The sequence below is a fragment of the Plesiocystis pacifica SIR-1 genome, from assembly GCF_000170895.1.
GTDB classification, from domain to species: domain Bacteria; phylum Myxococcota_A; class Polyangia; order Nannocystales; family Nannocystaceae; genus Plesiocystis; species Plesiocystis pacifica.
Genome location: NZ_ABCS01000090.1, coordinates 1 through 20,454, shown reverse-complemented (window position 1 = coordinate 20,454; position 20,454 = coordinate 1). Strand labels below are relative to the sequence as shown.

Genomic DNA, 20,454 nt, shown 5'->3' with positions numbered 1-20,454 from the left:
CTCAGCGCAGCTGCAGCAGCCGCCACAGCGCGACGCTGAGGTGCTCGTCGCTCAGGGCCAGGTCTTCCCGCGGCCGGGCCTGGTGGAAGAACTCGGCGACGACCAGGGCGCCCGCGAGCAAGGCCGCGTGGCGGTGAGCGTCGCGATCGAGGACGCGCTCTTCGTCGAGGGCGCGCTGGATCCAGGCGTTGCGCAGGCCGAAGTCGAGGTCGATGGTGTCGCGTCGGCGCCGGCCCAGGCGCGCGGCCTTCCACACCAACATCGCCGAGCCGATGCGCAGCTTCATCGCCAGGCTCTGCACGACCACGCGCTCGAGCAAGGCGACGCGTTGATCGGGCAGGGGCTGGAGCGGCGCGGCCCGCAGCGACAACCGGCGCAGCTCCAGCTCGCGGTCGGCTCGCTCGCCCTTGGTGTCGACGCCCAGGGCCTCGGCCATGTCGAACTCGTCGCGCGCCTTGGCGGTCTGGCGCAGGTAGGTCAGCAGGTGGTCGAGCTTCTCGCGGCGCCGACCCAGGGGCGGCAGCAAGGCGCGCTGGCCCGGGGCGCTGAGCAGCAGCTCGCGGGCGCGGGCGGCCACGTGGGCCTGGAGCTCCTGGCGATCGAGCCGGCGACCCTTGGGCGTCATGACCAGCTTGCCCGACACGCGCCCGAGGGGCTCGGGCAGCTTCAGCTCGCGCTCGCGCAGGCCCCCGAACCACAGCGAGATGCCGTCGGCGCTGCCGTCACTGGCGACCTGCAGCCGGCCCACGACGAGCACGTCGGCGACGGTGGTCGCGAGCAGCGGCGGCGCGGCCCGAGCCCGCCGACGGATCGGCGCCCCGCTGGACTCGCCCCGTCCGCCCTGGGCTCCGCGCGCCGTCGAGCTCTCGGCGTCCGCGTCGGCCTCGCCCGCGGCGGCCTCGAAGCCCTCGACCTTGGCCAGGAGCGCGGCCAGCCCCGGGGGCGCCTCGATCACCGGCCGCGGCAGGCTGCGCCGCACCGCCCCCGTCGGCACCAGGCCCGGGCGCGGCTGCTCGGAGATGGCCTCGCGCAGGCTGACCAGGCGCGTGGGGTTGGCCGCCCGCGAGTCGTAGCGCTCGAGCAGGGGCCGGTCCTCGAGGCCCGCCGCGTCGTGGCCGAGGGCCCGGGTCATGAGCAGCAGGCCGAGCAGGCGCTCGCGGGCCCGGGGCTCTTTGTTGGCCCGGCTCAAGTCGGCGCTGACGTGGGCCGGGGCGATCAGGTGGCGCTGATCCTCGACCAGGGCCTCGGGGCTGTCCTTGACCAGCGGGTAGGCCTCGGGCGTCGTCGGCATGGGCAAGAGCGCGGCGCGACCCAGGGTCCGGACGACGAGCTCCTTTTGCACGCCGACGATCGACCACGGGTGCAAGCGCGGGTCCTTCGAGCGCAGCGACGGCCGCCGCCGCGCGTCGCCCACGACGATCACGCCGCGATCGCGCAGCAGCAGCAAGGCGTCGCGCAGGCGCCGGGGCTGCCCCTGGGCATCGCGCCCGATCTGCACGTCGAGCAGCGCGGTCTCCCGCCAGCTCAGGCGCAGCCCCTGCTCCGTCCCGCGGTAGCGCAGGCCGAGGGTCGCCGGCGTCAGCCGGGCCAGGGCCGAGCTCAGCAGCGGCGTCTCCCAGGGGTTGGCCTGGCTGACCACGTGGCTGAGCAGGGGCTCCCAGTGCTCGATGGTCTTGTCCCGGCAGGCCGCGGCCAGGGCCGCGACCGCGCCCCCGTCGCGGCGCAGGGCGACCATGTCGATCTCTGGGGGCAGCTCGCCGGGCCCGACCTGGGGCGTGACCCGGCCGATCACCGTCAACCCCGGCAGGGCGTGGTCGCGGTCGGAGTACTGGACCAGGCGGCGCTCGTAGACCAGCAGCGCCAAGAAGCCCGTCGTCGCCGCGGGCGAGCGGTGCACGTAGGCCTCGACGGACACGCACAGCGGGCCGAGCTTGGCCTCGCTCTCGGGGCTCAGGGCCACCGGCGTCGCCCGGGACAGGACCAGCGGCGGGTAGCTGTCGGCGCGCAGGCGGCTCAGATCCTCGGGCTTGCGATCGGGCAGGCCGTAGAGCACCAGCGCCGGGACCAGGGACAGCTCGGGGAACTCCGCCTGCAGGCCCTCCATCTGCGCCGGCCACAGCGCGAGGACCTTGTCGCGGTCGTGGCCCGCGATGGCGCTGACCCGGTGGCGCCACACGTAGAGCAGCTCGCGGTTGCGGCGGGCCTCGCCGTCGATGAAGGCCCGGGGCACGACCCAGCCGCTGGCCGAGCGCAGGCCCGGGCGCGGATCGGCGGGCGGGCCCACCCGGGTGATCCCGTCGTCGGGGACCTCCGGCGCGGGGCCGTGGTCCTCGGCGAACACCCCCGCGGGCCACTCGACGCTCCAGTCGGGGGCGCGCGCCTCGAGGTAGTGCTGGATCCACGCGATCAGCAGCTCGAGGGCGCTGTCTTGGACCACCGAGCGCTCGTCGGCGGTCAGCCGCAAGCTCGGGCAGTCGATCCACGCCGGGCCCAGGGCGACCACCCCGGCCTCGCCCAGGTGCTGGTGCATCGTCGGGCTCAGGTCGAGGATGCGGACCCCGTCTCGGAGCAGCCACTGCCCCGCCCACGCCCGCGGCCCGGCCACGGGCGGCGCCTTCAGGCGCAGGCGCGGGCCCAGGCGGCCGTGCTTGCCCAGGGCGATCGCCGGCGCGCCCAGGACCTCGATGGGGCTCACGCTCAGGCCGCCGTCTTCCTTCTCGACCCCGTCGTCGTCGTCCGCGTCGCCGCGCTCGTCGAGGCCGCGGCGCTGCCACAGCGCGACGATCACCGCCTCCGTGCTCGACCGCCCCCGCACCCACCGACCCAAGCGCGTGCCCAGGCCCGCCCGCGGGCGCACGAACTCGACGACGATCTGGCTCTCGCCCTCGAGGGGCACGAGGCGGCGATCGCCGTAGGGGTCCCGGCCTTCGACGATCTGCTCCCGGGGCTCGAAGCGGCGGCCGCCCGAGGGCGCGGGGGTGCGGACGGCGAGCACCCGGGGCTCGGCGGCGAGGGCCTCGTTGATCGCCCGGCCGAGCAGCGCGTGGACCCGGCGGAGGCGGACGGCGTCCTCGCTGCCGCCCTCGGACTCTCCCCCGCTCTCCTCGCTCTCCTCGGTCAACCGCGCCCCCACGTCGCCCTCGAGGGCGCCCGCGAGCAGGTCGCGGGTGTCGAGGCGGCGGCAGTCGAAGCCCGGCGTGAGCACCTCGAAGATCACCGCCTCGAGGGCCTCGTCGCCGTCGAAGCTGGGCTCGACGCGGACCCGGATCCGCGCCGCGTCGCTGACCGCGTTGGCCGCCCGGACCAGGCTCAGCGTCCACAGCCACGCGCCGTCGCTCTCGTCCTCCGCCCGGGCCTTGGCCTGCTCGCGCAGGCGCAGCAAGGCCGCCGCCCGCGACACCGTAAAGCGGTGGCGCGAGGCCTCGAGGGCCCCGAGCCGGCGCATCTCGACGATCTCGGCGATGGCCGGGTGGAGGGTCTTGCCGGCGCTCATCCGGGCGTCCCTCCCCCTCCAGGCATCGGCGCGCTGGCGTCGAGGACGTCGAGGAGCCGAGCGACCTCCCCCGGCTCCGGCGGGCGATCGAGCTGCCCGCACACCGCCAGGGTCAAGCACGCGCCCGAGAGCAGGGGCCGCTCGGCGAAGCCGCGCACCGCCGCCTCGACCAGGGCGTGGTTGAGGTTGAGCCACAGCCGGCGCCGCCGCAGGCTCGCCCGCGGGACCGAGACGCCCCCGCCGTGAAAGGCCAGAGGCGCCGCCGCGCCCACGACCTCGGGGCCAAACAGGGGGCTCCGCTCGGGCCGCGCGGCCAGGTCGACAAAGCTCGCCACCTCCACGCGCAGGCCGTCGCAGCCCAGGCCCTCGAGCAGCGTCTGGACCACGCCGCACAGACCCACGGCCTCGCCCGGGCGCAGCTGCACGCTGCTGATCGCCCGCTCGACGGCGCGGCGCTCGAGCTCGGCGAGGTCCAAGAGCGCGTCGAGCCAGGGCGCGTCGTCCTGCACGAGGGCGGCGACGACGGGGAACTTGCTCGGGCGCAGCTTGCTCAGGAGCTCCGCGCGCGCGTCGGCCAGGGGCCCCGGCGTGGCCAAGCTCGGCGGCGGAGCCACGAGCACCGGCCGCCCCGCCATGCGCTCGGCGAGGGCGTCGACGCTCACGCCCTCGCCGTGGGCCAGGTCGCGCAGGCAGTTCGCCGCGCGCAGGGCTCGAGCGCCGATGTGCTCGGCCTCGACCTGCATGTGCGCGTGCAGGGACGACGCGATCGCGTGGCGCTCGGGGGTCCACGCCTCGTCGATCCACGCCTCCTCGTCGGCCCCGTCCCCGTCCTCGCCTCCATGGATCGAGGTCTCCGCCAGCAAGGTCGCCCGGGTCAGCAGCTCCGTGCGCAGCTGCCCGATCAGCGTCGACAGCCGGGCCTCGACCTCCGCCCGCCCGACGTCGTCGACCACCTTGTCCCGGGCCAGGGTCGTGCGCAGCTGGGGGCTGTCCGCCCAGATCTTCAGGTGCTCCGTGCTCCGCCCGAGGCTCGAGACGATCTCCGGGTCGAGGAGCTTGGCCGGGCTACCCTCGGCGAGCACGAGGCCGCGGCGCAAGAACACCGCGTTGGCGGGGACGCCGAAGCTGACCCGCAGCGTCGACTCCCCGCGGACCTCGCTGCGGACCACACCTCCGGGCCCGCCCGTGGCCTCGGGCGCGTCCTGGATCAGCTCCATGGGCCCGTCGTCGTCGAAGTCCTCGAAGCCGATCTCCAGGGGGCAGTAGCGGCACCACTTCCACAGCGAGCTGCGGATCGCCTCGGCGATCGCCTCGCGCTCCCGGGCCTTGCCGCGGCGAAACAGCACCACCGTCGTGCCCTCCACCGGATCGTCGAGGGCGACCTTCTCGAAGCTGCGGTCGGCGTGGAACAGCAGCTCCCAGCTCTCGCCGGAGCGGCCGGTGTGGACCAGCACGGCCTCGGGCTCCCAGGCGAACACGCTGACGAAGCCGATGCCGAAGCCGCCGGCCATGGTCCGGTCGTCGGTCTTGCCCGAGGCGAACAGCCGGGTGAGCTCGCGGTCGATGATCGCCTCGTCCATGCCGGCGCCGGTGTCGACCACCGTCAGCTCGAACACCACCTCGTCACCCTCGCCCGCCGCCGGGTGGGTCTCGAGGCTGACCTCGACGCGGTCGCTGCCCGCGTCCATGGCGTTTTGCACGAGCTCGCGCAGAAAGTCGTAGGGCGACTCGAACTGCGCCACGAGGCGCTCGAGCAGCGCGTCGACTTCGGAAGCGGCCATGTGCCGCGGCGAGTGTGCCAAAACAGCTGACCTCGCACACAGCTCCGCTTTCGGGAGCCGCGGCGAGGTCAGTCATCCAGCGCGGGCCAGCTGTGGTGTGGGTCCCGGCGCCGCCTTGGGGGCGCGGATGGTGGGGGGGTAGAGACCCGGGGGGGTGTTGGGGGGTGGAAAGGAGTGGAGCGTCTTGGGGGTGCCTGGCACTCAGAAGACCGGCACCGAGGGACGCTGAGGCATGACGTCGACGGGGCGAGTCATGACCACGCGGGGGCGAGGCCACTGGATGTTGTGCTTGATGATGCGCCGCTTGAGGGCGTGGCGGGTGATGCCCAGGAGGCTGGCAGCTTCGACGATGCTACCCGCAGTAACGAGAGCCTTCTCACACATCATACGCTCGGCGTCAGCCAGGTTCAGGGATTCGAGGACGATCGGCATGAGGCGACAATAGTGGGTTCACGATTCGCTGTAAAGAAAAAAATGCTTTCTGGAACACATAAAATACTTGCCGTTAATGCCGAAGTTCGGCCCCAAAGTGACTTTTTATGTCATCCAACAGGCCGGTTGTTTGTTTTATTACCTGAAACTGTGCTCATATTCGCCACATAGACGATCCTGTCACCCCAGGATGTGTGCTGACCAAGCGAGCAAACATAGTGGATCCACAATGAGTGCGTATTGGCACAAAGTAGAGCGAAATCGCTAGGCTGCTGGTGAGACGCCTGGCTCGCAGTAAGATGCGCACTCCGTGGTGCAAGAAAGCCGCTCGTCAGGACTGTCCGCGATTCGCGTGTTGGTCGTCGACGATGAAGTGAACCTCCGCTTCGCCGTCGAGCGGGGCTTGCGCCGTGCCGGTCACCAGGCCGACTCGGCGAGCACCGTTCGCCAGGCCATCGAACGGCTGCGCTCTCAGCCCTACGACACCGTCGTCACCGACCTGCGCATGCCAGGCGGTGACGGCCTCGAGCTGATCCAGTGGCTCGGCAGCTACAGCCCGTCGACCAAGATCCTGGTGGTCTCCGCCTACATCACCGACGACTTTCGGGCCCAGTACGAGAATCAGGGCGCGATCGGGATGCTGGAGAAGCCCGTCGAGATCGCCAAGCTCATCGCCCTCGTCGAGGAGCTCGGACCCCGCCGGGGCTTTTACGGCAACTCCATCGAGGTCGAGCTGTTCGACTACGTGCAGATGGTCGCGCTCTCGGGCCGGGACAAGCTCGTCAAGGTCACCACGCCCATCTCCGAGGGCATGATCTGGTTCGAGCACGGGGACATCGTGCACGCCGAGTACGGCAAGTACTCGGGCGAGATCGCCTTCTATCAGCTCCTGGCCGTGGGCCGCGGCACCTTCACCGAGGTGTTCTGCTCGCCCCCGCCGCAGCGCACGATCATGGGCTCCGCCACGGGCCTGCTCATGGAGGCCGCCCGGCGCATGGACGAGGGCATCCTCGACGCCGAGCCCGCCGACGCCGAGGGCGAAGAGCCCATCGAAGAGGTCAGCGGCCTGCTCGAGCTCGACGCCCCCGCGGCCCCCCGCGGACCGGGCAGCTCCGTCCCCCCGCCCCCGCCCGACGCCGGCGGAGCCACGGGCCTGCTCGACGACCCCGAGACCCGCGAGCTCATGCTCGGCCAGTTCTTCGAGTTCGAGGGCGTCGACGGGGTCGCGATCATCTCGAGCACCGGCAAGGTCTTGGCCGAGAAGATGGGCGGCAACAGCTCGCTCGTCACCCTCGCCGGCTTCTACATGCGCGGCGCGGCGCGCATCGCCCGGAGCATCGGCTACAACGTCTTCGACGGCGTCATCGCCCGGTCCGAGAGCGGCCAGCAGCTGGTCATGGTCGGCATGGGCGCGACCTCGGCCGTGCTGTCCATCGAGCCGGGCGCCGACCCCGAGCGCGTCCGCGACGAGATCATGGGGCTCGACTGATGGCTGGCAACGACGAAGCCCTCATCCTCATCCAGCACCTGACCGCGTTCACGGGCGTGCGCGGGGCCATGCTCGCCAGCCCCAGCGGCGCCCTCGGGGCCAGCGAGTACACGACCTTCCAGCCCTCCGTGGCCGCGGACGTGTCCAAGACCGTGCGCCGCATGGTCGTCGCCTCGACCACCGCCAACGCTCCGCTGCGCGAGCTGCTGATCAACTTCGGCCCCTCGCGGATGATGGTCCGCCCGCTCCACGAGGACGCCGTGCTCGTCGTCATGCTCGAGCGCGACGCCGAGACCGCCCCCGTCCGCGAGGCCATCGACTCCGAGATCCGCCGACGCCAGCGCGAGGCCGAGGGCCCCAGCGTGGCCGTGGGCGTGCGCGAGTCCGACGACGAGGTCGGCGAGCTGTTGTCTGGACCCCTCGGGCCGATCCTGCGCGAGATCGAGGCCGTCTATCAGCGCTACCGCCGGCGGAGGGGCCACAAGCCCGCGCAGATCCGCGAGCTGATGTACGAGCAAATCCGCGAGTGGCTTTTGTGCTGCAACCCCTCGGCGTACACGCTGCCGCTGCTGTTGGACGGGCTGTCGGAGACGATGGCCGATGATCCGACGGGGCGGAACGCCTTTGTGGGCGATGTGCAGAACATCCTGCGCAAGGCCGGGGCGCTGCGCTGACGCTCTGCTTGAGGCGGCCGGCTGTCGAGCTCGTGCCGAGCTACCTCGGGTCTCTCGAGGAGATGCGACAAGTCGGAGAGACCGTGTGGCCCGGGTGGATGCCGAAGGATGGAGAGTCGCACGTCGACTTCGTCGAGGGCCTGGCTCGGGAGGCGCGGGAGCTCGGCCCGACGGGGGTGCCGACCTCGACGTGGTGGGGAGTGGACGGAGAGGTCGTCGTGGGGCGGATCGTGGTGCGCCATCGATTGACGGAGAAGCTGCGGGTTTTTGGGGGGCACGTCAGCTATGAGGTTCGGCCCTCGCGGCGGCGCCAGGGGCTGGCGACGGGGATGCTCCGGTTGTTGTTGGAGGAGGCCGAGGCGCGAGAGCTCGGGCGCTTGTCGTTGACGTGTTCGCCGGACAACTTGGCTTCGAATCGGACGATCTTGGCGAACGGTGGGGTGTTGGAGAGGAGCGCGATCGCGGAGGGGGTGGGGCGGATGACGAACTACTATTGGATTTTGGTGGGGTAGGGCTGCCGTGTTTAGTCGGCTCTGGCCGTGCAGTAGGACTGCGGTGCTGGGTTGGCTCCGGCGGTGCAATGGGACTGCGGTGCTGGGTTGGCTCCGACGGTGCAGTGGGACTGCGGTGCTCGGTCGGCTTCGGCGTTGCAGTAGGACTGCGGTGCTCTCCAGGCTCCGACGGTGCTCCGCGGCCTATTCGGCGGGCTCCTCCCCACTCCTGCGCTCGAGCCGAGCCACGACTACCTGCTCTTCCAAGCCTGTAGGCGGCTCGGTGCTCGTCGCAGGGACCCCTCCCGCCGAGCGGCCTGCTGTGTATGCGCCAGAAAAATGCCGGGCTAACCCAGAACAGGTTCGCGGCGGCCGGGTGCATCCCCACCAACCTCCGCAACCAGCAAAGGTCCTAAGACCAACGGTCTTCACCCCCGCCAAAACATTTCTACTCGCCGCCCCGTGACCGGAGCCGCAGCGAGCGAAGCGAGCGTGAGGTGGATGAATCGCGCGCAGCGAAGCGAGCACGATTCATCGTCGGGGCGGACGCTGTCGAGGGCCTCCCGATAGCACCTCATGGGGAAAACCAGCCTGCTCTCCAACCCGGGGAGCATGCAGCAGTGGTTGGACAACCCCACCGCATGCAGCACGGGTTCAACAAACCCCCGCCGCATGCAACACGAGTTCAGCAAACCCCGAAAGCATGCAACACGGGTTCAGCAACCCCCGAAGCACGCAGCACCGGTTCTGCAAACCCGAAAAGCACGCAGCAGTCACCGGACAACACAGAGCTCGATTCTACAGCCCCCACCACGAGCCGCCCAGGTTGGAGAACAGCCTACTTTCCCCAAGAGGTGCTATCGAGAGGCCCTCGAACACGCTCACCCCGACGAGGAATCGTGCTCACTCGCTTCGCTCGCTCCGCGCGTTTCCTCCACCTACGCTCGCTTCGCTCGCTTCGCTCGCTTCGGCTCGAGGTCGGGGCGACGGGGAGAATTGTTTTGGCGGGGATGAAGACCAACCCTGGTCCTCGTCCCCGCCAACAAACGGCTCCCTTGCGAGAGCCCGAACTCAGATCAGCCGTCACCGAAGTCGAGGCTTCGGCCTACCAAGGATGAAACAGCCCCCCGCGGACTACCGAGCGGTCAGTTTCGTATCAGAGACTGTCAACGAATCCACGCCCCCGCTTGCGGGGGCGACCACATGCCCTCTCAATGGCACGAACCCCATTGCCCACCAAGCCAAAGCGGAGGAGCGGACAGCGACGAAGCGCCCCCGGTCCCAGGCGGCTGTGGGGGCAAAACAGAGCTCAGACCTCTTGCTTCTCGCGGGCCTTCATCGCCTTCTCGATCGCCGCCTCGATCCGCCGCTCCTCGATCTCCTTGGACTTCGCCAGGTTCTCGTCGAGCATCTGCGTGGTGCTCTCGTCGAAGGTCTCGAGCTCGTCGACGAGGCGGTCGAGGTTCTGGCGGAAGAAGACCTGGGTGTCGCTGACGAACTGGGTGGTGACGTTCATGGACTCGGTCATGACGTCGAGGGACTTCTTCATCTCCAGCATGACCACGGAGGCGTCGGCGGCCCGGCCGATGGCCTGGATCTGCGCGGAGGCCATGTCGAGCTTGATGCTCGCGGCGGTGGTGTACTGCTGGATGTCCTGGCCGAGGTTGCGGATGGTCTCGGCGAGCTTGCGGGTGTTCTCTTTGAGGCTCGCGTAGCGCTCCTCGGCGGCGCCGTAGAGCTGGACGTTGCTCGAGTGGGTGGAGAGCAGGCCCATGATCTCGTCCTTTTGGGACTCGATCTTGCGGGCCTCGACGCTGCCGGCCTCGACGGTCTGGAGCTCGGCGTCGAGCTCGTCTTGGAGCTCGCGCAGCTCGAGGACGTAGTCGAGGGCGCGCTTTTCGTTCTCGGCGGCCTCGACGATCTTGGTGTTGATGCGCTTGATCTCGGTGTAGAGCTCCTGCTCGGACTGCTTGAGCACGTCGGTGTACGCGGCGGCCTCCTTCACGCGCTTGGCGGAGACCTGGTACTGCTGCGTGAGCAGCTCCTCGATGGAGCGCTGGGAGATGGAGATGGACTTGAGGCCGGGGATGTAGCTGAGGACCTCTTTGAAGCCAGCCCAAAACCCGCCCTTGACCGCCGTACCGTCGAGGTAGTCGCTGAACTTGCGGAGCTTCTTGAGCTCGTCGGCCATCGCCCCCTGGATCTGGACGTTGCGATCGCGCAGGCTCTTGAGCTCGCCGACCTTCGAGTCCTGGACGTCCCGCTCTTTCGAGATGCTGTCTTCGAGGGAGCGGACCGAGATGCCCTCACCGCTGTAGGACACCTCTCGGTTCAGGATATCGCTGAGATTCTTGGAGCCGGCGCTCATGGCGAGCCGAAGGGTGCCACGGGAGAGCAGCGAGCGCTATGCGCAAACGGCGCGAAATGCAGAAAGAGCCCCATCGACGGCCTCCGGGTCGACACACATGGACAAGCGCAGGAACTCGGGCACGCCGAAGGCCGTCCCGGGGACGACGACGGTCCGTTGTTCGCGCAAGCGCTCGGTCAGGGTGATGTCGCCCGTGGGGGTGTCGGCGCTGGCGTCGGCCGGGCGGCGCAGGGGCTCGGGGAGCGCCGGGAACAGGAAGAAACCCGCCCGCGGCTCGGGCAGCTCGAAGCCGAGCCCGCGTAGTCCATCGGCCATCTTGCGCGAGTTTTGGGCGTAGACCTGGACGTCGACGCGGCCGCCCGGGGCCCCGAGGACCTTGGGCAAGACCCGCTGCATGAGCGCGGGGGCGTTGACGAAGCCGAGGGTGCGGTTGGCGAAGCTCGCGGCCCGGCGCAAGAGCGCGCGGCCCTCGGCCTCGGGGGAGATCACCATGTAGCCGATGCGCTCGCCGGCCAGGCCCAGGTCCTTGCTGTGGCTGGTCAGCAGCACGGTGTTGGGCCAGCGCCCCATCATGGAAGGGACCTCGACGCGCGGATCGGCCTCGGGGTCGTGGAGCACGTCGCGGTAGGGGGAGTCCTCGACCACCCACAGGATCCGGCCAGAGCGCTCGCGGTGGGCCTCGAGCAGCTTGGTGAGGCCGTCGAGCTCGGCCGCCGAGTAGATCGCGCCGGTCGGGTTGTTGGGCGAGTTGAGGATCAGGACGCGGGCGCGCTCCGGGTCGGCGCGCAGGGCCGCGTCCATGGCGTCGAGGTCGAGGCTGAACTCCCTGCCCGTCGGGACGGGCACCAAGGTCGCGCCGTGATTGTCGGCGTAGTGGTCGTACTCGGCGAAGTAGGGCGCGGGCACGATGACCCGATCGCCCCGATCGGCGACGCAGCGCAACATCACGTTGACGGCCCCGGCCGCGCCCACGGTCATGGTCACGTCGTCCCCCTCGAGGCCCGGGAGGTCAAAGCGCGCAGCCTCACGGGCGGCGATGAAGGCCCGCACCTCCGGGAAGCCGGCGTTGGTCATGTAACGGTGCATGCCCGGGGGCTCATCGCGCAGGGCCTCGATGACGGCCTCGCGCCACAGCTCGGGGGGCTCGAGGCTGGGGTTACCCAGGGACAGGTCCCAGACCGGCCCGCCGCCGTCGGCCCGCATCTGCCGGCCCAGCTCGAACATCCGGCGGATCCACGACTCCTTGGAGCCCAGGATGCAGTCGGCGACTCGCGTCGAGAGTGCGTTGCGCTCGCGTTCCGTCACGGACCGACCCTAACAGACGCAAAGGCCCGCTCTGGACCTGCGCCGAGGCGCGCACCCGATCCGGGTGTGAGCTCCACCCCCATTCGCGCGCAGGGCTCGACCGAATCGTCGCACAGCTGCTTCGACCGCGTGTAGGATGCCCCCATGGCTCCGCCTGCCACGGGCTCGCCCCCCAGCCCGACCTCGCGGCCACGGGTCCTCGTCGCCGACGACGAACCGCAGCTGCGCAAGACCCTCGAGCGCGCCCTCGACTTCGCCGGCTTCGAGGCCGTCGTCGTGCACGACGGGAAGGCGGCCGAGCGGGCCCTGAGCGAGACCAACTTCGACGTGATCCTGACCGACATCGGCATGCCCGATCTCGACGGGATCGAGCTCCTGCGCCTGGTCCGGGCCAAGGATCTGGATGTCCCGGTGATCTTGATGACCGGCAACCCGGACTACGAGTCCGCGGCCAAGGCCGTCGAGCTCGGGGCCATGAAGTACGTGGTCAAGCCCTTCCGCGTACAGGAGATCATCGAGCAGGTCGCCGAGGCCGAGAAGATGCACCGCCTCGCTCGCCTCGAGCGCGACGGCCTGCGCCTGCTCGGCCACGACCGCGCCTCCCTGGCCGCCGATCGGGCCGGGCTCGAGGCCAGCTACAGCCGCGCGATCAACTCGCTGTGGATGGCCTTCCAGCCCGTGGTCGACTGGCCCAACACCCGCGTGTTCGGCTTCGAGGCCCTGATGCGCTGCGACGACGGCGAGCTGCGCAGCCCCCTCGCCCTGCTCGACGCCGTCGAGCGCCTCGATCGCGTGCACGAGCTCGGGCGGACGATCCGCGGGCGCATCGCCGAGTCCGTCGCGGAGCTCGGCGAGGACCAGCTCGTGTTCGTCAACCTCCACCCGGCGGACCTCGACGACCCCCAGCTCTACGACCCCAAGGCGCCGCTGACGGCCCTCTCGACCCGCGTGGTCCTCGAGATCACCGAGCGCGCCCGCGTCGACCCCACGCAGATCCAGAACCAGGCCAAGCGCCTGCGCGACCTGGGCTACCGCCTGGCCATCGACGATCTCGGCGCCGGCTACTCGGGCCTACACGCCTACGTCCAGCTCTCGCCCGAGGTCGTCAAGCTCGATGGCGCGCTCGTGCGCGGCGTGGCCACGGACGAGCGCCGGCGTCGAGTGATCGCCGCCATGCTCGAGCTGTCCCAGAGCCTCGGCAACCTCGTGGTGCTCGAGGGGGTCGAGACCGCCGAGGAGCTCCGCGTCGTCACGCAGATGGGCGCGCAGCTGCTCCAAGGCTACGCCCTGGCCCGGCCCGGGAAGCCCTTCCCGGCCGTGGACTCCGCGCTGTTTCGCCTCGATTCGCCCTGAGCCCCGCGCCCGGGACGGCAGCGCGCGGGCGACACACCGCGAACCATTTTCAGCTCCCTACGTGACCCGTCCACGAAAGGACGGGGCTGGCAACCCAGACATCCGGCGAGATCGGGGCCGAAAGAAGGCCAGGATCCGGAGCAGAACCGTGGCTGGGCTCACGCCGAAGCTGTACACTCCCGCCCAAGCATGGACGCCGAAGCCGCGCTCAGCGTACACAATCTCGCCTTCCTCGAAGCCCTCTACGAGGCCTACGAAGCCGACCCCAACTCTGTCGATCCCCAGTGGATCCCGCTGCTCGAAGAGGGCCGCGCCTCGGCCTCGAGTTCGAGCGAGTCGTCCTCTCGGCTGCACAGCGCCGAGCCGGGGAGCAGCGCCGAGGAGATCACCCTCCAAACCCAGGTCGACAACCTCATCGAGGCTTACCGGCTCCACGGGCACATCGGGGCCGACATCGATCCCCTCGGCCGGCCGCGAAGCACGGACGCGACGGAGCTCGACCCGGCCCACTACGGCCTCGGCGAGCAGCACATGGACCGCGAGTTCGGGACCGCCGGGCTGACCCCGCACAAGGCGAGCCTGCGCGAGATCATCGAGCGCCTGCGCAACACCTACTGCCGCCACGTCGGCGTCGAGTACTGGCACCTCTACGACCCGGCCCAGCGCGCGTGGCTGCAGCAGCGCATGGAGGGCTGTCAAAACGAGGTCGTGCCGCCCCAGGACGAGCAGGTCCGCCTGCTCAGCAGCCTGATCAACGTCGACACCGTCGATCACTTCCTGCACTCGAAGTTCCTCGGCGCCAAGCGCTTTTCGATCTCGGGCGCCGAGAGCCTGATCCCGCTGCTCGACTGCCTGATCGAGGGCGCGGCGGAGCACGACATCGGCGAGGTCATCTTCGGCATGGCCCACCGCGGCCGCCTCAACGTGCTGATGAACATCCTGGGCAAGGCGCCCAAGGAGGTGTTCGAGGAGTTCTCCAACACCGACGCCGAGAGCTACATCGGGGCCGGCGACGTCAAGTACCACCTGGGCTACCACCGCTACCACAAGACCTCGACGGACAGGGACATCTACCTCGCGCTGGCCTTCAACCCCAGCCACCTCGAGGCGATCACGCCGGTCATCCAGGGGCGGGTGCGGGCCAAGCAGGACGCGAACCCCGAGCGCGGCCACGCGGCCAGCTTGGCGGTGACCATGCACGGCGACGCGGCCTTCAGCGGCCAGGGCGTGGTGTCCGAGACCCTGAACATGGCGGCGCTCGAGGGCTACGAGGCCGGCGGGGTCATCCGCGTGGTGATCAACAACCAGATCGGCTTCACCACCGACCCGACCGACGCGCGCTCGGGGGTCTACGCCACCGACGTCGCCCACGTCCTGGGCGTGCCCGTGTTCCACGTCAACGGCGACGACCCCGAGGCCGCGGCCTACGTCGCCCGCCTGGCCGTGGCCTGGCGCGAGCGCTTCCACCGGGACGTGATCATCGACCTGGTCTGCTACCGCCAGTTCGGCCACAACGAGGGCGACGATCCGACCTTCACCCAGCCGACGATGTACGGGCTGATCAAGGGCCGCCCCTCGGTCCGCAGCCTCTACCAAAAGCGGCTGGTCGAGCGCGGGACGATCACCGAGGCCGCCTGCAAGGACATCGCCGACACCTTCACGGCCGAGTTCGACGCGGCCCTGACCGAGGCCAAGGAGGGCGCGCCCAAGGCCGCCTTCGAGCCCATGCACGGGCCGTGGAAGGGCTACAAGGGCGGGCGCGAGAACCCGCAGATCGACGTCGACACCACCCTCGAACACAGCGAGGTCGAGCGCCTGGGCATGGCGATGACCCGCTACCCCGAGGACTTCGCGATCCACCGCAAGATCAAGCGCTTCCTCGGCGAGAGCCAAAAGATGATCCGCGGCGAGGTGCCCTTCAACTGGGCCACGGCCGAGCTCCTGGCCTACGCCTCGCTGGTCGACGCCGGCGTGCCCGTGCGCATGTCCGGGCAGGACGCCCAGCGCGGGACCTTCAGCCACCGCCACGCCGTGTTCACCGACACGAACACCGGCAAGAAGTGGTGCCCGCTCCAGCACATCAACCACGGCCAGGGCCAGTTCTCGATCTACAACAGCCCGCTGTCGGAGTTCTCCGTGCTCGGCTTCGAGTTCGGCTACTCCCTGGCCACGCCCGGGGGCCTGACCCTGTGGGAGGCCCAGTTCGGCGACTTCGCCAACTCGGCCCAGGTCATCATCGACCAGTTCGTGTCCTCGTCCGAGGACAAGTGGAACCGCATCAGCGGCCTGGTCATGCTCTTGCCCCACGGCTACGAGGGCCAGGGCCCGGAGCACTCCTCGGCCCGGCTCGAGCGCTTCTTGCAGATGTGCGCCGAGGACAACATGCAGGTGTGCAACCTGACCACGCCGGTGCAGCTGTTCCACGCCCTGCGCCGCCAGGTGCTCCGCAACTGGCGCAAGCCGCTGATCCTCATGTCGCCCAAGAGCCTGCTGCGCTTTCGGCCCTCGTTCTCGCCGCGCGAGCGCTTTTTGCCTGGGGGCGGCGGCTTCAAGCGGGTGATCAGCGACGAGGTCACCGCCGGGACAAAAGAGGCGGCCGCCAAGGTCGAGCTCGTGCTCGTGTCCGCCGGCAAGGTCCACTACGACCTGCGCGCGGCTCGGGAGGAGCACAAGCGCGAGGACGTCGCCCTGCTCCGCGTCGAGCAGCTCTACCCCTTCGCCCGCACCGGCGACGACCTGGCCGAGCAGATCGCCCGCTACCCCAACGCCAAGGCGATCCGCTGGGTCCAGGAGGAGCCCCGCAACATGGGCGCGTGGCTGTTCATCTACCCGCGCCTGCTCGAGCGCTTCGGCGCCGACTACTCCGTGTCCTACGCCGGCCGGGTCTCGAGCGCGTCCCCGGCGACGGGCTCCTCCGAAGCCCACAAGATGGAGCTCGCCCGCTTCGTCGAGCAGGCCTACGCGCCGCTTTGATGCCCTGACTCCCCACCCCGCCCACCTCTCTCAGCGACCCCACCATGTCCAACACCGTCAAAGTCCCTGCCCTGGGTGAGTCGATCACCGAAGCGATCGTGGCCACCTGGCTCAAGCGCGTCGGCGAAGCCGTGGCCGTCGACGAGCCCGTCGTCGAGCTCGAGACCGACAAGATCACCGTCGAGGTCCCCTCCCCCGTCGCGGGCGTGGTGACCAAGCACCTCGCCGCCGAGGGCGACACCGTCAACGTCGACGACCCGATCTTCGAGGTCGACGCGTCGGCCACCGCCACGGCCAGCCCCGCCGCGTCGGCCGACGCCGCCGCTTCGGCCGACGCCGCCGCCGTGGCCGAGGCCGCCTCGACTGCTAGTGATGGACCTGCGGCCATGCCCGCCGCCCGGGCGGAGGCCGCCCGCTCCGGCGTCGACCTGGCCGGCGTCCAGGGCACCGGTCGCGGCGGACGGATCCTCAAGGAGGACGTCCAGCGCGCGGCCAAGCCCGCGCCGGCCAAGGCCCCCGCCCCCGCCCCCGCCCCCACCAAGAAAGCCCCGCAGAACACCGGCGAGCGCGAGCGCCGGGTCAAGATGACCCCGCTGCGCAAGCGCATCGCCCAGCGCCTCGTCGAGGCCCAGCAGACCGCCGCCCTGCTCACGACCTTCAACGAGGTCGACATGTCCGCGGTCATGCAGATGCGCAAGGCCTTCAAGCAGGAGTTCATCGACGCCCACGAGGTCAAGCTCGGCTTCATGTCCTTCTTCGTGAAGGCGGCGACCTCGGCCCTGCAGGCCTTCCCGGCCGTCAACGCCGAGATCTCCGGCGAGGAGATCGTCTACAAGAACTACTACAACGTCGGCGTGGCCGTCGGCGGCGGCAAGGGCCTGGTGGTCCCGGTGATCCGCGACGCCGACACCCTCGGCTTCGCCGAGATCGAAAAGGAGATCGGCCGCCTCGCCGGCCTGGCCAAGACCAACAAGCTCGCGCTCAGCGACCTGACCGGCGGCACCTTCACGATCTCCAACGGCGGCATCTACGGCTCGATGCTGTCCACGCCGATCCTCAACCCGCCCCAGACCGGCATCCTCGGCCTGCACAACATCGTGCAGCGCCCCTGGGTGGTCGACGGCGAGGTCGAGGTCCGGCCGATCATGTACCTGGCGCTCAGCTACGACCACCGCCTGGTCGACGGCCGCGAGGCCGTGCAGTTCCTGGTCCACATCAAGCAGGCCATCGAGGACCCCCGCCGCCTGCTCCTCGACCTCTGAGCCCCACCGCTACCCGAGAGAGTCACCGCAATGGACACCTACGATCTCATCGTCATCGGCTCGGGCCCCGGGGGCTACGTCGCGGCCATCCGCGCCGCCCAGCTCGGCCTGAAGGTCGCCTGCGTCGAGAAAGATCCGACCCTGGGCGGCACCTGCCTCAACGTCGGCTGCATCCCCAGCAAGGCCCTGCTGGAGTCCTCGGAGAAGTACGCCGAGGCCAAGGGTCACCTCGCCGAGCACGGCGTCACCGTGGGCGAGGTCGGCCTCGACCTGAGCAAGATGCTCGGGCGCAAGGCCAAGATCGTCAAGCAGCTCACCGGGGGCATCGCGATGCTGTTCAAGAAGAACAAGATCGCCGAGCTCCACGGCCTGGGCCGCTTCACCGGCGAGCGCGAGGGTGAGCGCCACGTCGTCGAGGTGGTCGCGGACGAGGACGGCAAAGAGGCCGCGACGCGCATCGCCGCCAAGGACGTGCTCATCGCCACCGGCTCCAAGGTCGCGCTCATCCCCGGCGTCGAGCTCGACTACGACCGGGTCGGGACCTCGACCGAGGCCCTGTCCTGGCCCGAGGTGCCCGAGCACCTCGTGGTCATCGGCGCCGGCGTCATCGGCCTCGAGCTCGGCTCGGTGTGGGCCCGCCTCGGCGCCAAGGTGACCGTGGTCGAGTACATGCCCAGCCTGCTCGGCACCATGGACAAGGACGTGGGCAAGCTGGCCCTGCGCCTGTTCAAGCGCCAGGGCCTGGAGTTCCAGTTCGGCGCGCGGGTGACCGCGGCCAAGCCCGCCGCGGGCGGGGCCCGGGCGACGGTGGTCTACACCGACAAGGACGGCGCCGAGCAGACCATCGACTGCGACCGCGTGCTCCTGGCCGTGGGCCGCCGGCCCATGACCGACGGGCTGCAAGCCGACAAGATCGGCCTGGACCTCGACAAGCGCGGCTTCATCCCCGTGGACGACCACTACCGCACCGCCGTCGCGGGCGTGTGGGCGATCGGCGACGTCATCCCCGGGCCCATGCTCGCCCACCTCGCCGAGCACGAGGGCGTGGCCGCGGCCGAGACCATGACCGGCACCCCCGGGCACGTGAACTACGAGGCGATCCCCAACGTGATCTACACGCACCCGGAGATCGCCAGCTTGGGCAAGACCCCGGCCGAGCTCGACGCCGCGGGCGTGCCCTACCGCGTGGGCAAGTTCCCGCTCATGGCCAACGGCCGCGCCAAGGCCCTCGGGGCCACGGACGGCTTCGTGAAGATCGTCGCCCACGCCGAGACCGACCGCATCTTGGGCGCGTCGATCTTGGGCGCGCGCGCGGGCGACCTGATCGCCGAGATCGCCGTGGCCGTGGAGTTCTCCGCGTCCGCGGAGGACCTGGGCCGCTCGATCCACGCGCACCCGACCATGGCCGAGACGGTCAAGGAAGCGGCGCTGGGTGCCTTGGGTCGCTCGATCAACTTTTAGGCCTCACGGGCGCCCTGTCACGGGGCGTCATGCGCAAAGCGCACGTTTCCTGGTACACCCTCCGCACCATGCGGGGGTGCACCATCGCTTCGACCGTGATCGTGATCCTGGGCGCGCTGCTGAGCGGCTGCGGCGACGACGGGTACGCCGAGACCTTTGGCGACGGCATCGCCACCGTCGACACGAGCGCGGGCTCGAGTGAGGACGACGACGAGGGCTCCGACGCCTCCAGCGACGAGGGCTCCGACGCCTCCAGCGGCGAGGGCTCTGGCTCCTCCAGCGACGAGGGCTCCGGCTCCTCCAGCGGCGAGAGCGACGAGTCCACCGACACCGAAGACACCGGCACGACCACCGGCGGCGAGGCCTTCGAGCACGACAACCCCTTCGGCATCGGCCTGGTGATCCCGGGCAACCAGCAGCAGCTCGATCTGGCCGCGAACCTGGCAGGGGCCCGCGGCGGCGTGCGCCTGACCTTCGCGGGGATCACCAAGGACATGCACGACGCGCCCGCCGAGTGGAAGAGCGCGGTGCAGTTGAGCTACGACCGCGACCTGGTGCCCTACGTGCGCCTGGGGCCGCCCTGGGACGATCGCCGGGTTCGCAACCAGTCCGACGACGCCGCCCACGTGATCTACGGCGCCTACGCCCAGGCCTACGCCGACACCGTCGCCAGCTTGCCCACGCGCGAGGGCTGGCCGCTCTACGTCGAGGTCCACAACGAGCCCAACCTCTGCTACGAGTGGGCCTGCGACCCCGGCGACGGCAACGACGGCTGGCTGCCCTACGAGACCGCGGCCGCCGAGTACGCCCACATGCTGGCCGACGTCGCCGACGCCCTCCACGGCCTGGGCGATCCGCGGATCCGGGTCCTCAACGGCGGCCTCGCCCCCGGCGGCACGGTCAGCTGCGAGTGCGGCGGCGAGGGCTTCCAACCCGGCATCACCTCGATCGAGTACATCCAGGCCATGCTCGCGGCCGAGCCCGGGCTGATCGCCAAGCTCGACGCCTGGGCCAGCCACGCCTACCCGGCCGAGGGCAAGGGCTGGGGCTTCTTCGTGCCCTACGACGGGCCCGGCGGCCAGGCCCACACCGGCCTCGTCTACTACCAGGACGAGCGCGCGGCGATCGGCGCGGACCTGCCCGTGGTCATGACCGAGACCGGCTGGACCACCGAGCTCGGGGGCAGCCACGAGCAGATCGCCGGCTGGACCGTCAACGCCTACGAGCACGTGTGGCTGGCCGACCCGGGGATCATCGCCGTGCTCCCCTTCCAGCTCATGGACCCGAACTGGGACGCCTTCTCCTGGGCCGACGGCGGCGGCAACCCGCGCCCGGTCTACACCGCCGTCCGAGCCCTGCGCTGCGGCCTGGG

12 protein-coding genes and 1 pseudogene are annotated in these 20,454 nt (G+C 70.3%); 8 read left to right on the top strand and 5 right to left on the bottom strand.

The genetic code is table 11. The features are described from left to right. Position 1: 1 nt before the first annotated feature. The 3 genes from PPSIR1_RS31915 to PPSIR1_RS31905 all read right to left on the bottom strand — a co-directional run bounded on the left by PPSIR1_RS31915 (position 2) and on the right by PPSIR1_RS31905 (position 5,706). Entirely contained in the window at positions 2-3,493 is a 3,492-nt protein-coding gene (locus PPSIR1_RS31915) for a hypothetical protein (RefSeq protein ID WP_006975368.1), read from the bottom strand. Further along, on the bottom strand, positions 3,490-5,274 hold the full coding sequence (locus tag PPSIR1_RS31910; protein ID WP_006975367.1) for an ATP-binding protein: 1,785 nt from the start codon (positions 5,272-5,274) through the stop codon (positions 3,490-3,492). Before PPSIR1_RS31910 ends, PPSIR1_RS31915 begins: the two co-directional genes overlap by 4 nt. 201 nt (positions 5,275-5,475) lie before the next feature. After that, the gene (locus PPSIR1_RS31905; RefSeq protein WP_006975366.1) at positions 5,476-5,706 is read right to left on the bottom strand and encodes a helix-turn-helix domain-containing protein; all 231 of its coding nucleotides are present in this window, start codon (positions 5,704-5,706) and stop codon (positions 5,476-5,478) included. 310 nt (positions 5,707-6,016) lie between these two features. Between PPSIR1_RS31905 and PPSIR1_RS31900 the strand changes: the two genes are divergently transcribed. Genes PPSIR1_RS31900 through PPSIR1_RS31890 form a run of 3 tightly spaced genes read left to right on the top strand, consistent with a single transcriptional unit; the run spans position 6,017 to position 8,381 of the window. Continuing rightward, positions 6,017-7,195 (top strand): response regulator, encoded by a 1,179-nt coding sequence (locus tag PPSIR1_RS31900; RefSeq protein ID WP_086001885.1) that lies wholly within the window; start codon positions 6,017-6,019, stop codon positions 7,193-7,195. Beyond that, positions 7,195-7,869, top strand: coding sequence for a hypothetical protein (locus tag PPSIR1_RS31895; protein WP_006975364.1), 675 nt, complete (start codon positions 7,195-7,197; stop codon positions 7,867-7,869). The genes PPSIR1_RS31900 and PPSIR1_RS31895 overlap by 1 nt, the downstream gene beginning before the upstream one ends. Before the next feature lie 8 nt (positions 7,870-7,877). Further along, the gene (locus tag PPSIR1_RS31890; RefSeq protein WP_269744738.1) at positions 7,878-8,381 is read left to right on the top strand and encodes a GNAT family N-acetyltransferase; all 504 of its coding nucleotides are present in this window, start codon (positions 7,878-7,880) and stop codon (positions 8,379-8,381) included. Positions 8,382-9,669: 1,288 nt separating this feature from the next. Here the strand turns inward: PPSIR1_RS31890 and PPSIR1_RS31880 are convergent. Continuing rightward, on the bottom strand, positions 9,670-10,683 hold the full coding sequence (locus tag PPSIR1_RS31880; RefSeq protein WP_157596181.1) for a hypothetical protein: 1,014 nt from the start codon (positions 10,681-10,683) through the stop codon (positions 9,670-9,672). An 81-nt stretch (positions 10,684-10,764) separates the two neighbouring features. Further along, the gene (locus PPSIR1_RS31875) at positions 10,765-12,033 is read right to left on the bottom strand and encodes a pyridoxal phosphate-dependent aminotransferase (protein ID WP_006975360.1); all 1,269 of its coding nucleotides are present in this window, start codon (positions 12,031-12,033) and stop codon (positions 10,765-10,767) included. A 144-nt stretch (positions 12,034-12,177) separates the two neighbouring features. Between PPSIR1_RS31875 and PPSIR1_RS31870 the strand changes: the two genes are divergently transcribed. The 5 genes and pseudogenes from PPSIR1_RS31870 to PPSIR1_RS31850 form a co-directional block, all read left to right on the top strand. Further along, a complete protein-coding gene (locus PPSIR1_RS31870) occupies positions 12,178-13,386 on the top strand; it encodes an EAL domain-containing response regulator (protein WP_006975359.1) in 1,209 nt (402 codons plus the stop codon). A gap of 189 nt (positions 13,387-13,575) precedes the next feature. After that, positions 13,576-16,359: a 2-oxoglutarate dehydrogenase E1 component gene (locus tag PPSIR1_RS31865; RefSeq protein ID WP_006975358.1), complete on the top strand. Its 2,784-nt coding sequence runs from the start codon at positions 13,576-13,578 to the stop codon at positions 16,357-16,359. 44 nt (positions 16,360-16,403) lie between these two features. Then, positions 16,404-17,621, top strand: a complete 1,218-nt coding sequence (gene odhB, locus PPSIR1_RS31860) for a 2-oxoglutarate dehydrogenase complex dihydrolipoyllysine-residue succinyltransferase (protein WP_006975357.1) — start codon at positions 16,404-16,406, stop codon at positions 17,619-17,621. A 30-nt stretch (positions 17,622-17,651) separates the two neighbouring features. Then, positions 17,652-19,082, top strand: coding sequence for a dihydrolipoyl dehydrogenase (lpdA, locus tag PPSIR1_RS31855; RefSeq protein ID WP_006975356.1), 1,431 nt, complete (start codon positions 17,652-17,654; stop codon positions 19,080-19,082). A 95-nt stretch (positions 19,083-19,177) separates the two neighbouring features. Continuing rightward, positions 19,178-20,454: pseudogene (locus PPSIR1_RS31850) on the top strand (hypothetical protein); the annotation flags it as partial.

Excerpts from the sequence above, each read along its gene's own strand:
- PPSIR1_RS31915 (WP_006975368.1), bottom strand. The coding sequence starts at position 3,493 with ATGAGCGCCGGCAAGACCCTCCACCCGGCCATCGCCGAGATCGTCGAG.
- PPSIR1_RS31910 (WP_006975367.1), bottom strand. The coding sequence starts at position 5,274 with ATGGCCGCTTCCGAAGTCGACGCGCTGCTCGAGCGCCTCGTGGCGCAG.
- PPSIR1_RS31905 (WP_006975366.1), bottom strand. The coding sequence starts at position 5,706 with ATGCCGATCGTCCTCGAATCCCTGAACCTGGCTGACGCCGAGCGTATG.
- PPSIR1_RS31895 (WP_006975364.1), top strand. The coding sequence starts at position 7,195 with ATGGCTGGCAACGACGAAGCCCTCATCCTCATCCAGCACCTGACCGCG.
- PPSIR1_RS31870 (WP_006975359.1), top strand. The coding sequence starts at position 12,178 with ATGGCTCCGCCTGCCACGGGCTCGCCCCCCAGCCCGACCTCGCGGCCA.
- PPSIR1_RS31865 (WP_006975358.1), top strand. The coding sequence starts at position 13,576 with ATGGACGCCGAAGCCGCGCTCAGCGTACACAATCTCGCCTTCCTCGAA.
- odhB (WP_006975357.1), top strand. The coding sequence starts at position 16,404 with ATGTCCAACACCGTCAAAGTCCCTGCCCTGGGTGAGTCGATCACCGAA.
- lpdA (WP_006975356.1), top strand. The coding sequence starts at position 17,652 with ATGGACACCTACGATCTCATCGTCATCGGCTCGGGCCCCGGGGGCTAC.